Origin of the sequence: Convivina praedatoris, assembly GCF_933208495.1 — a bacterium.
Lineage (GTDB): Bacteria > Bacillota > Bacilli > Lactobacillales > Lactobacillaceae > Convivina > Convivina praedatoris.
Genome location: NZ_CAKOET010000007.1, coordinates 65983 through 79703, shown reverse-complemented (window position 1 = coordinate 79703; position 13721 = coordinate 65983). Strand labels below are relative to the sequence as shown.

Genomic DNA, 13721 nt, shown 5'->3' with positions numbered 1-13721 from the left:
GGTAACAAGGAGATTGGTGACCAACACGTAGCTGGCAAGCCACTTGAAGATCAAAAGCAAGCGGCTTTGAATGAGATTACTAAGCAAGGTAATGAAGCGAAGAAGGCTATCGACCAAGATGCCACGTTAACTGATAAGCAGAAAGAAGCTCAAAAGAGCAATGTGGATGCAGCAGTTAAGCAAGCAACGGACAAGGTACAGGGTGCAACGAATGCGCAAGGCATCCAAGATCAAGTCGTTGTAGGCAACAAGGAGATTGGTGACCAACACGTAGCTGGCAAGCCACTTGAAGATCAAAAGCAAGCCGCCTTGAATGAGATTACTAAGCAAGGCAATTTGCCAAAGACAGCTCAAAAAGAACATGCAAATGGTGAATTTGCGGCTATGTTATCAGCTTTGACACTAGCTTCAAGTACATTCTTTGGAATAGGTAAGAAACGCAAAAATAATGGTAGATAACAAATGTTTATTTGCTGTCATTTAGATAGAAATATGAAGGGTCCTGTATATATATAGGACCTTTTTTATTGATTAGTAGTGTACGAGATCGCCAAGGCTTAGGTATTAAGTCTAAGAAATGTGAAGATGAGAAATAAATTTCAAATCTTCAGTCAGCTGTAAATAAAAACGCGTTCTCAAAGTGATTTGGGAGCGCGTTTTTTATGATCCTGAAAGTACTAGATAACTCTGACATTAATAAATTCATGATAGTTAGTTATAATAAATGTATTGTGTAAAATCAGAGAAAAGTGGTGAACGATGAACATATTTAAAAATCTAATGAAGGAATGGGTGATTCCCTTAGCCTTGGTGGCCCTGCTAGGTTGGTGTTTTACACAGTTTGTCTTTACTGGAGCAGTCGTAAATGGTGGTTCCATGGAGCCCAATTTACTCAACCGCCAGTACGTTGGTGTTAACCGACTGGGTAATTTGCAGCGTGGTGATGTAGTTGTCTTTGATGCGACTCAGGAAGATCCTCAAATCAGGCCGGGGAACAAAGATTACGTTAAAAGAATTATTGGGGTGTCCGGTGATACCGTTACTTATCATAATGGGAATCTATACGTTAATGGGAAAATGGTTAATCAATCCTATCTCTCCATCGGTGAGCGTACCCAGGGAACCGCTGGTGAATTTGGCATTAGTTGGTCGCTGGCTAGTTTATCAGCAACTGGTATGTGGCAGGTAAAAGATCAAAATAAAAGCGTTGTACCCGCCGACGCTTACTTCGTTTTAGGGGATCACCGTTCGGTATCAAATGATGGTCGTTACTTTGGTTTTGTCGATCGCAATCACATTTTAGGAAAAGTAGTCGTACCATTTTGGTATGATTCAAATGTGAAAGACAATATTAATCATCAAAGCCAACATTTCTTTGGCTAAACCGTTTTTGAAGAGCCAGAGCGCCTGCTAGACAAATTGAGTATAATAAGGTTATATGTACAAATAGAATGGAGCCTATGTATGGTAAAAAACTTCTTAAAAGGTTGGGGTGGCACAATCCTATGGATGGTAATTGTTGTTAGTGCTATCTATCTATTGAATGCCTTTGTGTTTACTTCCGTTTCAATTAGTGGTACTTCAATGGAACCTAACTTACTGAATCAGCAGCGTGTCGGGGTCAATCGTTTGGCTACCCTAAAGCGGGGAGATGTAGTCGTGTTTGATGCTCGTCAAGAAGATCCGCGTTTCAAAACTGGTAATAGCCCATACTACGTCAAGCGTGTCATTGGTGTACCGGGTGATACAGTTGAATATCATTCCGGTAATCTTTATGTTAATAATAAAAAGGTTAACCAAGAGTATATTTCTACCGATGAAAAGACTCAAGGTACCGAGGGAGACTTTGGTTCCACTTGGAACTTAAAAAGCCTTTCCACAACTGGACTATGGCAGAGAAAAGACCAAAATAAGAGTATCGTCCCTAGTGGGGAGTACTTTGTGATGGGGGATCATCGTTCGGTTTCCAATGATGGCCGTTACTTTGGTTTTGTGGATCGGAATCATATTATGGGTAAGGTAGTCGTGCCGTTCTGGTATAGCCAACAAATTAAAAATAGTGTCGATCATCAAAATCAACATTTCTTTGCTTAAGGGCAATAAAAAATCAGTTAGGATTAATCCTAACTGATTTTTTAGTCTTCGTCGGTTTCTTTACCCTTGGACTTACGTCCGAAATTCCACCAGTGCTTTTTTTGCTCAGCCTGCATTTCAATTCGTTGAACACGACTAGTAGCTTTATCCAATTGCTGTAAGGTTGCTAATTGTAAATGTTGTTGCTGATCAACGGAAACTTGAGCTTTTTCAAAGTTTTCCTCAGCTTTGGATAAAGTACTTTTCAAAGTTTCGATATGTTGTTTACGATCGTCAAGCTGTTGGTCTTTAAATCCCAGCTCACTTTCCAACATCTCTAATTTCATTTTCAGTAATTCAATCTCAGTTTTAGGGTCAACTTCTGTATTAAGTTGGCTTAAGGCACTATTTTTTTCAGGGCGTAGGGCACTAAGATCTTCTTCGCTATAAGTGCCGTTTAACTCAATCCCCCGGGCTTTAGCACGTTCATGGAGAGTCTCACGGTCAATCCCCAAAAATAAACTAAGCTCGGTCACTGATGAAAAAGTATAGATATCCTTTAAATTTTCTCGTTTAATTTTCACAGTGGTTCCCTCCGTAATCAAATTCATTATAACGAAAAAGCCTCACAAATGGGGAAAAGCTCTAATTGAAAGCGCCAATCTTTTAATTTTCTTAACCTTCTTTATGAAAAAATTACCATTGTAGATTTAATTTATCGGGAGGAAACTCAAGGACAACTTTACGAACGAGCGAGAATTTCAATACTGGCCTTTTCTAGGACAACAGGTTGATTATGGGTGGCTTGCTGTAACTCGTTTAAAAAGAAACCATCCGCCAATGGCAAAGCCTGTTTTAAGGCATAAACGGTTAGAGTGTAGTTATGGTCTTTGTCCGGTGGCATTGGGCCAATATAGTTATTAATAATTTGTGGATTATCAACTTCGACGTATTTAGAATAGAGACTGTTTTGACCACGAGTAAAATTCTCACCCTCTTGGGCTAAATTAGCTGGGAGTAAGGCCTCATTACCCAACACTGGATAATTGGCCGCAATCCAATGGATATAAGCAAATCCCATCACTGGGATTGAATCAAAATCAACTAAAGTCCAAGCTAAAAAGCGTGTATCGACGGGAAGATTAGTGATCTCAATTGGAAATGATTGACTGGGGTAGCCGTCAATTTTTTGACTAGCGGGGGCGTATTTTGCATATTGATCTACTAAATATCCCGCTTCAAGGGGAACGTTAATTTTCATCATTGATTAGATAACCTCCAGAATCTTTGTATGCATTATAGCACAGGGCTTTGACAGTAGTTTGCACCTAATTATGGTAATATTAAAATTAAGCTAATGAACAAATAAAGGATGTAGATAACATGTTATCCAATATAATTATTAATAGTTTGTGGGTCGGATTTGTCGCCGGTATGATATCGGGCATGGTGAAGATTGGCTGGGAAGCAATCTTTCCACCTCGTAATCAGGCCCGTAATGCCACCAACCCACCGCAAAAGTTATTAGAGCAGTTAGGCGTGCCTAGTCAAGTCACGCATGCTACTGTCCGAATTGCTGATGATCAAGATGTTCCTTATATTAGCTTGCTGATGCATTTTGGTTTTTCAATTGCGTTTTCAATTTTATTTGTCCTAGTTGCTAATTTTTATGCGCCGATTACTTACGGTCAAGGAACTGTTTTTGGAATCGTTATTTGGATTGTCTTTCACTGGATTATCTTACCACTATGCAAGACGATTCCAACACCATGGAAGCAGCCTTGGTATGAAAATTTATCTGAATTTTTGGGCCACATGGTCTGGGGTTGGGTGATTTATATTGTTGCGATTGGTTTGCCCGTCAGTGGTGTTTATTTCTAAAATTTAGGACAAAGGAAAAAGCAAGCTACAGCTTGCTTTTTTCTATTACTTAAGAATCCAATTGTCACCGTTTTTAGCTAATAATTCATCGGCAGCCTCAGGGCCCATTGAGCCGGCTGGATAGATTTCTAATGGCGCTTTATCAGCAGCATAGACATCAGAGATTGCATCGGTAAACTTCCATGCAGTAGCAACACCATGCCAATCAGCGAAGTTTGAACCATCACCATCCATGGCATCGTGAATCATACGTTCGTATGGGGCAGGTGTTTCAGCTGTTTCTTGAGCAGTTGGTTGCCAATCCAAATTAATGAGATGAGTACTGAAGGTATCAGCAACATCCTTAGCATTCAAGCTCATTTGGATACTAGCATCCGGTGAAACAATGATTGAAAGTACTGTTTCTTGTGGTTCCTGTTGGGCGCCCATAGCAAAAGTACCAGCCTTGAAGACGACATCAATTCGGGTCGTCTTAGTGGTCATGCGCTTTCCTGAGCGAACGTAGAAAGGTACACCCTGCCAACGAGGCATATCAAACTGCAATTCACCAGCAATATAGGTGTTGTTCTTAGAGTCAGCCGGTACATCTGGTTCCTTGTTATAAGCGGCATATTCACCATTTTCACCATATTGGCCACGAACGAAGTAGCGGTTTACTTCAGCTTCATCATAAATCTTAAGGGCTGAGAAAGCAGCGTTTTTAGCGGCACGAATGTCCTTGTCACTAAAGCTAGCTGGCTCTTCCATAGCTAACCAACCAACGATTTGCATGGCGTGGTTTTGGATCATGTCTAACAAAGCACCAGCAGTATCATAGTAGCCAGCTCGTTCTTCAACACCCAAAGTTTCAGCCAAAGTAACTTGGATATTTTTGATATAATCTTTGTTCCAAGCGTTGGCAATCAAAGGATTACCAAAACGTAGTGGGGCAATGTTTAAGACCATTTCCTTACCCAAGAAGTGATCAATACGGTAAAGCTGATCATCTTCAAAGGCGTTTTCTAATTCGTTTTGTAGCTTTTCAGCAGTAGCATATGATGATCCAAAAGGCTTCTCAATCATCAAGCGATTAAAGCCTTTATCAGCCAACAAGCCTTCTGACTTCAAATACTGGGCAATTGTACCAAAGAAACGTGGGGCAACGGACATGTAAAAAATCCGATTACCTTCAACCCCGAACTTTTTAGCTGCTGCCTCAATGGTTTCGCGTAAGCCGGCATAACCAGCCGCTTCAGTCACATCACTAGCATTGTATGAAAAATGCTTAATAAAGGCTTCGGCTTGATCTTGATTAGTAACACCAGCTTGAATTGATTGACGTACCATTTCTTGATACTCTTCAGTAGATAACTCTTGGCGAGAGGTGCCAACAATTGCGAAGTTGTTTTGTAAGTATCCCTTTTTGTATAGGTTAAAAACAGATGGATATAGCATCCGCTTAGCCAAATCACCAGTGGCACCAAAAAAAGTTACCAATGTCTTAATTTCTGAGACCATGATATTCCCCTTTAATTTCTTTGTTCAATACAATGCTAATTATAACGAATTGAGGCTTAAAAATCAGTACCTTCTACTACGAGTGTTTTGATTAACTTCGGTGGTGCATGTTTAGAACTGAACAAATTAGTGGGGGCTAGCCAGTTAGAATGCCCGTGCTATACTGTTCTATACACTACCGGGAGGATCTATGAAGATATCATCATTAAAAAAAGAACTCAGTGAAAAATGGCTGTTGTTGGCCGTATTACTTTCTAATACCGCCAGTGCGATGATTTGGCCGGTAACTACACTGTATATGACTGGATCGTTGCAGCAAAGCTATACCTCTGCTGGCTTGGTGCTGATGGTCGGCGCCTTGATTAGCATCTTGGGGTCTTTTGTAGGGGGACGCCTATTTGATCGATGGGATGCTCATAAAGCCTTAATAATCGCTTGTAGCATTGCTACGGTGGCCGCTATTGGCTTGATTGTCTGGAATGGTTGGCCAGAATTTGCGATTATGATTTGGTTGTTAAACTTTGGTGGGGGACTGATTTCAACTTTAGTAAATGCCTATGCCACGACAGTCAATGGTAAAAAGACACGTGTAGTTTTCAATAATATATACATTGTTTTAAATGTCGGTGTGGTCTTTGGCACTCTATCGGTTGGTTATATTTTTGACTATGGCTTTACCTGGTTAATGGTTATTGCTAGTGCATTGTATTGTTTGTTGCTACTTATTAGTATTCTAGTATTTAACGATCCAAACCAAATAATGGCAGTAACCAGTGATGAACAGTTGAAAATAGCTGAGGAGTCAGATCTTAGTGCCACTAAATTTAAAATCACGCCTTTATTATCCTGGATTGGTGCTTTACTATTTATTACTTATTTATCCTATATTCTTTGGGAAACAATTATGGCTCCTCATATGCGCAGTTTAGGGTTGCCCACCCGTAATTATGCCGATTTGTGGGTTATTAATGGAGTGACCATCATTGTCTTTCAAAAATTCATTTCAAATTGGGCTAACCGACATTCTTACTGGATTTCTGTGATTTTAGGTGGCGTAATTTTTGCTTCCAGTTTCTTTTTCATGATTTTTGCCAAGGAATTTTGGCAATTGGTCTTAGTTTTTGAGTTGTTAACAATCGGTGAAATGTTAGAAAGCCCGCAGGTACCGGCCTGGGTGGCTCAGGTAACCTCTCCAGCAGTAGCTGGCCAAGCACAGGGGTTTGTTTCTATGATGATTAGTTCAGGTCGAGTAGTGGGACCGATTTATGCTGGTTTGATGATGGATAATGGGGTGATGAATCAATTGTTCCTGTCAGTTTTTGTGGTGATGTTAGTAGTCTTATTTGGTCTGTATTGGATTAGTATTCGTGATCTAAAGCAGTCCAATTAGTGTATGGAGAAAAATTGAATCGGCCTACGTACTATACAGGTAATGGTGGAAATGTTAACTAACCCCTTGAAACTGGTTTAGTAGTTGTAGTATAGTAGTTGAATGTGAGTGCACAAAGTGCAAGCACTCCTTGCAGCATAGGCTGCCAGAGACCAGAAGGAGGAAACTATGGCTACATCATACGAACTAACTTATATTGTTCGCCCTGACTTGGATGCAGATTCTAAAAAAACGCTTGTTGAGCGTTTTGATGCAATCTTGGCTGAAAACGGTGCGAACATTGCTAAGTCAGCCGATTGGGCAACACGTCGTTTTGCTTATGAAATCGCTGGCTATCGTGAAGGTACTTATCACATTGTTGACTTTATTGCTAACAGTGATGATGCCCTTAACGAATTTGATCGTTTGGCTAAGATCTCAAACGATATCTTGCGTCACATGATTGTTAAGCGCGACGCTAAGTAATTTAGTATTCCACCGGGAAAGAGGACCTAAGAGATGATTAATCGAGTTGTTTTAATTGGGCGATTGACCCGTGATGTGGAATTACGCTATACACAATCAGGTGTGGCAGTTGGTTCCTTTACCTTGGCAGTGAATCGTCAATTTACAAATAGTAATGGTGACCGCGAAGCGGATTTTATCAACGCTGTCATTTGGCGTAAAGCTGCCGAGAATTTTGCCAATTTTACTGGCAAGGGAGCTTTGGTAGCCGTCGAAGGTCGCTTACAGACTCGTAATTATGAAAATAATTCGGGTCAGCGTGTTTATGTAACTGAAGTTGTGGTAGATAATTTCTCCCTTCTTGAATCACGTAGCGAAAGTGAACGTCGTCGTGCCCAAAATGGTGCTGGACAAGGAAACGACTTCGGTGCTAGTGCTGGTTTTGATAATAATCAGTCACTGGACGCCGTTGATCCGTTCGCCAGCAACCAACCAGCTGCTAACCAACAAAATACAAATTCCAAGCCGTCAACTGGAAAAGCTGATGCTACCAATCCTTTTGCAACTGGATCGGGCAGTGGTATCGATATTTCCGATGATGACCTACCATTTTAAAGTAAATTTCTAGAAAGGAGATTATTACTATGCCAGAGCAAACTTCACGTCCACAACAACGACGTCGTCCTCAAGGTGGACCACGTCGCCGCCGTAAGGTGGATTACATTGCTGCTAATCACATTGAATATGTTGATTACAAGAACACTGAACTTTTGGAGCGCTTTATTTCAGAACGAGGTAAGATTTTACCTCGTCGCGTAACTGGTACTTCTGCTAAGAACCAACGCAAGGTAACAGCTGCTATTAAGCGTGCTCGTATTATGGCTTTGCTACCATTCGTAGCTGAAGACTAATATAAATAAGATTTAACCCGAGACTTTGGTCTCGGGTTTTTTCTTTGTAGTTAATGGCTGTGGTAAAATTAAGTATTGGGATTCATGATGAGAGGTAACTATGAAAAAATGGTTAAACTTTACCAACTTACCTAAGCTTAGCAAGCGTATGGACTTAGCAGTCCTTTACTGGCTAATATTGGGTATTAGTCTATTTAGCGTGATTTATGCCTTCATTATTAACTGGGGATTGGGACTGGTTTGGGTTATCGTGGTGCTGATTGCTCTGCGATATGGTATTAATACTACGCAAGCTGCTAGCCAAGACACTGAGGAATATTTAAATGATTTAACCTATCGTGTTTCGCGTACTGAACAAGAGGCCTTGATTGAAATGCCGATTGGTATCATTCTCTTGGACAAAAGTGGACATATTGATTGGGTCAATCCCTATGTACAAAGTTACTTAGGACAGCAGGATATCATTGGCTTGCTGTTAAAGGATGTTGATGCTGGTCTGTCCTTGGCCGTTAAAAATTATACGGCGGATAACCAAGCGCACCGAATTGATTGGTTAAATCGGGTGTTTAATGTTGCTGTCCAAGAAAATTTGCATGTTGTGTATCTGATGGATGTAACACCGTCCGCCGAAATTCAACAGCAATTTCAAAATCATCGGTTGATTGGCGGATTGATTTCAGTTGATAACTACGAAGAAGTTACGGATGGATTGAGCGATTCGGAAAGTTCTAAGTTGCGGACGTACGTGACGAGCGAACTGTCAGATTGGGCCGTTACGCATGGTTTGTATTTACGTCGTTTAAGTCCTGTGTCTTACCTGTTGTTTGGTTATCAAACTGGACTACAAGCGGCCGAAGATGATAAATTTGGTGTGGTAAAATCAATTCGAGAAGCAACTGCTCAGCAAAATTCTCCTCTGACTTTATCAATGGGAATTGCCTATGGGCAAGAAGACATTAATAAACTCATTAAATTAGCGCAAACTAACTTAGACTTGGCTTTGGGACGTGGTGGTGATCAGGTTGTGGTTAAATCTGAAGATGCGCCCGCACGTTTTTATGGTGGCACCACCAATCCGATGGAAAAACGAACTCGGGTTCGAGCCCGAGTGGTTTCGCAGACGATTGCGGAATTAATGGACCAGGCTGATCAAATCATGGTTGTTGGGCATAACATGCCAGATTTAGATGCGATTGGGGCGGCCTTGGGACTGTGGCGTTTTGCTCAAACTCGTAATAAACCAGCTTATGTAATTGTTGATGAGAGGAATATTTATAGCGATATTCAGTTGCTCTTAACTGAATTACGGAAAAATTCTGCCAGTGATGACCGACCTGGTTATGACATCGGATCTTCCATTATCGATGAAGAAAAAGCGGTTTCCCAGACTACTGAACGGACACTATTGATTCTTGTTGATCATGCTAAAGCCGATTTAACCGGAGCACCTGAGTTGCTGGAAAAATTGGGCAGTCATTTAGTTGTGATTGATCATCACCGTTTAGCTGAACGTGGTTTGAATCAGAAACCACTCCTTTCGTACATTGAACCATATGCTTCGTCAACTTCGGAATTAGTCGCTGAATTATTGCAGTATCAAAATCAAAGTGATGCGCCGATTACTAAAATTGAGGCCACCGCTATGTTGGGTGGTATTCAAATTGATACCAAGAACTTCACTTTGCGGACTGGATCTCGAACTTTTGATGCAGCTAGTTATTTGCGGGCTAATGGAGCGGATAGTAATTTAATCCAAGCCTTCATGAAAGAAAAGTTTTCCGACTTCCAGGCTCGCACGCACTTGATTAATATGACCAAGATTGAAGACCATGCAGCCATTGTTGTTGGTGAAAATGATCAAATTTATCCTGGCGTTATTACTGCCCAGGCTGCGGACGAGTTGTTGCAAATTAGCGGAGTTGATGCCTCCTTTGTGATTACGAAACGTCGTGATGGTCGCGTTGGAATTTCGGCGCGCTCGACGGGAAATTACAATGTTCAAACCGTTATGGAAGCCATGGGTGGTGGGGGACATTTATCAAATGCTGCTACTCAAATTAAAGGAATTAACACTGACGATGCTTACCGGCAGCTTATTGATGCCATTGCTAGTCAGGCTGAAAAAGCAGAATAGTAAAGGAGTAAACAGATGAAAGTTGTATTTTTAGAGGATGTTAAGGGCCGTGGTAAAAAGGGCGAAATCAAAGAGGTACCTGATGGTTACGCTAATAACTTTTTAATTAAAAATAAAAAGGCTGAACCGGCTACTGGTAAGAATTTGGGGGCCGTTAAAGGTCGCCAGCGAGCTGAGGATAAGCTTGCAGCTGAGGAATTAGCTCAAGCTCAAAAGCTAGCCGCCTTTTTTGAAAATGAAAAAACTGTTGTTGAGTTAAAGGGAAAGTCGGGTACTGACGGCCGTTTGTTTGGTGCAGTTTCATCTAAGCAAATCGTTGCAGCATTAGCCGACCAATACCAAATTAAGATGGATAAGCGTAAGATGTTGTTAGAGCAACCAATCCATTCTTTGGGTTACGTTGATGTACCAGTTAAGTTGCATCGGGATGTAACTGCTAATTTGCGAGTTCATGTTACTGAAGGATAAAGCTAATGGATAATGCCTTAGGGCCGAATGAATATCGACAGTCACCACAAGATATTGCCGCTGAACAAGCTGTTTTAGGGGCAATCTTTTTTGATGTTAATTCGGTGAGTGCCATGGCTGCTGCCCAAGCAATTCTAGAGCCAAATGATTTTTATCGTCAGGCTCACCAAACTATTTTTAAGGCTATGAGTCAATTAGTTGATGAGCAACGGCCGATTGACATGTTGACCTTACAAGATAAGTTAAATAGCATGCAGCAACTGGAAAATGTTGGTGGAATGGTTTATTTGTCGGAGTTGTCGGAGAGTACTGCTTCGGCCGCTAATTTGCGCCATTATGCTGATATTGTCCATGAAAAATCTGTGCTTAGACGGATGATTGAAACATTAACGCATACGATGACAATTGCTTACAATGGTAGTGAAGACAGCGAAAATCTGTTAGAAGAACTGGGACGGCAGTTGGATAATTTAGCTGAAAATCGTGGTGATGACAGCTTACGTCAGATTAAAGAAGTTTTGCGTGAGTTTCAGTCCAATCTTGATAATGCGGCCGAAAATGATAATGACGTGGTTGGTTTAGCCACGGGGTACCCTGATTTAGATCATTTGACGCATGGTTTTCGTGAAGATCAAATGATTGTCATTGGAGCGCGACCAGCCGTTGGTAAAACAGCTTTCGTCTTAAATGTTGCTAAAAATGCGGCTAAAAGTGAAAAAGTGCCAGTCGTAGTTTTTAGTTTGGAGATGGGGGCCGTTGACTTGGTTACCCGTTTGGTTGCCGCTGAAGGGGCAATCGACGCTAATCACCTGACAACCGGACAAATGACTTCTAATGATTGGCAGTCTTTGACCTTGGCCATGCAATCGCTAGCTAATATGAAAATTTATTTAGATGACACGCCGGGCATTCGTATTAATCAAATTTCAGCTAAACTGCGTAAATTAGAAAAAGATTTATTGAGTGATATGACTGAAGAGCAGCGAGATGCTAATCCACATCCTTTGGGTATGGTGATTATTGATTATTTAGGTTTGATTGAATCGACGAATACTGAAAGTCGTCAACAAGCCGTTTCAGAGATTTCACGTTCAATTAAAAAATTGGCTAAAGAGCTTCATACTCCTATTTTAGCCTTAGCCCAGTTAAGTCGTGGCGTGGAGCAACGTCAGGATAAGCGGCCGATTCTTTCTGATTTGCGTGAATCAGGTTCGATTGAACAAGATGCCGATATTGTTGCCTTTCTTTACCGTGAAGACTACTATCGCGATGAAGGGGAGGATGGCAATGGTAATGATGAAGAAACCGCTGTGCCAATTGAAGTTATTTTAGAAAAAAATCGAGCAGGTGCGCGGGGCACTGCTCGACTAATGTTTAATAAACCAACCTTTAAGTTTAGTCCAATGGCCCCTGGTTATCGTCAAGATGATGCACCGGCTGGTGGCCATGCTGATGTTAGTTCGGGTGCCGGTTGGTAAAAAACTGTGTGATAATTTCACACAGTTTTTTTATTGGCATAAATCAACAAAGGGGGCCTGAATTAAATCGGAGAGGTCTTGGGGATTGATTTTATCCGATCGTCCTAATTCACCAGCGCTGACAAGAAAATAACCGCGGTTTTCAGCTGATTGATCGATAAAAATTGGGAAATGTTTATTTTGCCAAATACCAACTGGGTTATTGGCTCCGTGAATATATCCCGTTGTCTTTTGAAGATCTTTGAGTGGAATCATATGAACTTTTTTGTTATCAGAGGCTTGGGCTAATTTTTTAAGGGACAAATGTTTTGTAATCGGTAATACAGCTACTACGGGACCGGTCTTATCGCCCGTTGCTGCCAAGGTTTTATAGATATCATCTTCGACTAGTTTAAATTCAGCTAAGGTTGCTTGGCGTTGTTCAATTGTTTGGTCTAACACATTTAATGCTAAATTTTCATAAGCAACATCATGATGTTCTAATACCTGTTCCGGAAGGGTCTTTTTTATCTTTTTCTTTGCCATAAATGTATTTTAGCACAGGATTAGCTGTCAGAGATTGTGGTCCGACCACTTGTGCTAAAATAGATATTATGTCAGATACAATTTATGTCACTGTGCAAGCAGATATTAAACAAAAAATATATCAAGGAAGCTATCCAGATCTCAAGCTTCCAAATGAGCGGGATTTAGCGGAACAATATCAGGTGTCCAGGTCATCCATTAAACGCGCCCTGAATGTTTTAGTACAGCAAGGGATTATCTTTAAAAAACGTGGGAGTGGCACCTTTGTGAACCCACTTTATTTGAAAAATCAGACGATTTTTCAACAAGAGGGATCTAACCTAGGCGTTTCTGACTTCTTTCGGAGTCATGGGAAAATTCCAAGCATTCAATTGATTGATTTTCGGGTGCTCCCAGCGACACCAGAACAACAACAAGCATTATTTTTAAATGAAGGCGATTTTGTTTACGAAATTAAACGGTTACGAAGTTTAGGGGATGTGCCCTTCATGATTGAAAATGGTTATGTACCAATCAGCTTGTTACCTGGTTTAAATCGCGAAATTGTGGCGAAATCTATTTATGAATATGTGGAACAAGAGAAGTCACGCACGGTGACCAAATCCTTTATGACGATTATGGCTGAACCAAGCACTGAAGAAGATCAACAATTGCTTAAGTTACAGGCTAATGAACCAGTTGGTATCATGGAAGGAATCTTTTTCATGGACGATGGCACACCGTTGGAATTTTCGACGATGCGCTTGCATTATCGTTATTTGCACTATAATGCTTTCATCAGTTTAGACTCTGAATAATTGGACCGGTCCAATTATTTTTAATATTCAACCAAAAGATATCAGATTGCCAACCAATCGGCTTTTGTTCTTGAACAAAAAGTGTCAATCCGTTATACTTAGAGCTGTAAATAGCGGAGAAAA

At 40.9% G+C, this 13721-nt stretch carries 16 protein-coding genes; 12 read left to right on the top strand and 4 right to left on the bottom strand.

Going from position 1 to position 13721, the window contains the following annotated elements; translation table 11 throughout:
• The 3 genes from M4974_RS06950 to lepB (M4974_RS06940) all read left to right on the top strand — a co-directional run.
• On the top strand, positions 1–459 hold a 459-nt coding region (locus tag M4974_RS06950), incomplete at its 5' end, for a DUF1542 domain-containing protein (protein WP_248715876.1).
• 300 nt (positions 460–759) lie between these two features.
• Positions 760–1383 carry a signal peptidase I gene (gene lepB / locus M4974_RS06945; RefSeq protein ID WP_248706634.1) on the top strand — a complete coding sequence of 208 codons (624 nt, stop codon included), beginning with the start codon at positions 760–762 and terminating at the stop codon, positions 1381–1383.
• Positions 1384–1464: 81 nt separating this feature from the next.
• Positions 1465–2094 (top strand): signal peptidase I, encoded by a 630-nt coding sequence (gene lepB, locus M4974_RS06940; RefSeq protein ID WP_248706633.1) that lies wholly within the window; start codon positions 1465–1467, stop codon positions 2092–2094.
• Between the two features lie 41 nt (positions 2095–2135).
• Here the strand turns inward: lepB (M4974_RS06940) and M4974_RS06935 are convergent, their stop codons facing one another.
• Both M4974_RS06935 and M4974_RS06930 read right to left on the bottom strand, forming a co-directional pair.
• A complete protein-coding gene (locus M4974_RS06935; RefSeq protein WP_248706632.1) occupies positions 2136–2657 on the bottom strand; it encodes a hypothetical protein in 522 nt (173 codons plus the stop codon).
• 158 nt (positions 2658–2815) lie between these two features.
• Positions 2816–3337, bottom strand: coding sequence for a YbhB/YbcL family Raf kinase inhibitor-like protein (locus M4974_RS06930; protein WP_248706631.1), 522 nt, complete (start codon positions 3335–3337; stop codon positions 2816–2818).
• 119 nt (positions 3338–3456) lie between these two features.
• On the opposite strand from M4974_RS06930, the gene M4974_RS06925 reads away from it, so the two are divergent.
• Entirely contained in the window at positions 3457–3954 is a 498-nt protein-coding gene (locus M4974_RS06925) for a DUF1440 domain-containing protein (protein ID WP_248706630.1), read from the top strand.
• 45 nt (positions 3955–3999) lie between these two features.
• Here M4974_RS06925 and zwf read toward each other — a convergent pair whose 3' ends face one another.
• Entirely contained in the window at positions 4000–5451 is a 1452-nt protein-coding gene (gene zwf / locus M4974_RS06920) for a glucose-6-phosphate dehydrogenase (protein ID WP_248706629.1), read from the bottom strand.
• 190 nt (positions 5452–5641) lie between these two features.
• Between zwf and M4974_RS06915 the strand changes: the two genes are divergently transcribed.
• The 7 genes from M4974_RS06915 (at position 5642) to dnaB (ending at position 12276) form a co-directional block, all read left to right on the top strand.
• The gene (locus M4974_RS06915) at positions 5642–6841 is read left to right on the top strand and encodes an MFS transporter (RefSeq protein WP_248706628.1); all 1200 of its coding nucleotides are present in this window, start codon (positions 5642–5644) and stop codon (positions 6839–6841) included.
• A 168-nt stretch (positions 6842–7009) separates the two neighbouring features.
• A complete protein-coding gene (rpsF, locus tag M4974_RS06910; protein ID WP_248706627.1) occupies positions 7010–7306 on the top strand; it encodes a 30S ribosomal protein S6 in 297 nt (98 codons plus the stop codon).
• Positions 7307–7339: 33 nt separating this feature from the next.
• Positions 7340–7900, top strand: a complete 561-nt coding sequence (gene ssb, locus M4974_RS06905) for a single-stranded DNA-binding protein (RefSeq protein ID WP_089939135.1) — start codon at positions 7340–7342, stop codon at positions 7898–7900.
• A 29-nt stretch (positions 7901–7929) separates the two neighbouring features.
• Positions 7930–8196: a 30S ribosomal protein S18 gene (rpsR, locus tag M4974_RS06900; RefSeq protein ID WP_089939133.1), complete on the top strand. Its 267-nt coding sequence runs from the start codon at positions 7930–7932 to the stop codon at positions 8194–8196.
• Positions 8197–8296: 100 nt separating this feature from the next.
• Positions 8297–10330 carry a DHH family phosphoesterase gene (locus M4974_RS06895; protein ID WP_248706626.1) on the top strand — a complete coding sequence of 678 codons (2034 nt, stop codon included), beginning with the start codon at positions 8297–8299 and terminating at the stop codon, positions 10328–10330.
• Positions 10331–10345: 15 nt separating this feature from the next.
• Entirely contained in the window at positions 10346–10798 is a 453-nt protein-coding gene (gene rplI / locus M4974_RS06890; RefSeq protein WP_248706625.1) for a 50S ribosomal protein L9, read from the top strand.
• 5 nt (positions 10799–10803) lie between these two features.
• Entirely contained in the window at positions 10804–12276 is a 1473-nt protein-coding gene (dnaB, locus tag M4974_RS06885) for a replicative DNA helicase (protein WP_248706624.1), read from the top strand.
• A gap of 30 nt (positions 12277–12306) precedes the next feature.
• On the opposite strand, the gene M4974_RS06880 is transcribed toward dnaB, so the two are convergent.
• Positions 12307–12801, bottom strand: a complete 495-nt coding sequence (locus tag M4974_RS06880; RefSeq protein WP_248706623.1) for an aminoacyl-tRNA deacylase — start codon at positions 12799–12801, stop codon at positions 12307–12309.
• 68 nt (positions 12802–12869) lie between these two features.
• Here M4974_RS06880 and M4974_RS06875 point away from each other — a divergent pair, with 68 nt between their 5' ends.
• Positions 12870–13598, top strand: coding sequence for a GntR family transcriptional regulator (locus M4974_RS06875; RefSeq protein WP_248706622.1), 729 nt, complete (start codon positions 12870–12872; stop codon positions 13596–13598).
• Positions 13599–13721 lie beyond the last annotated feature (123 nt).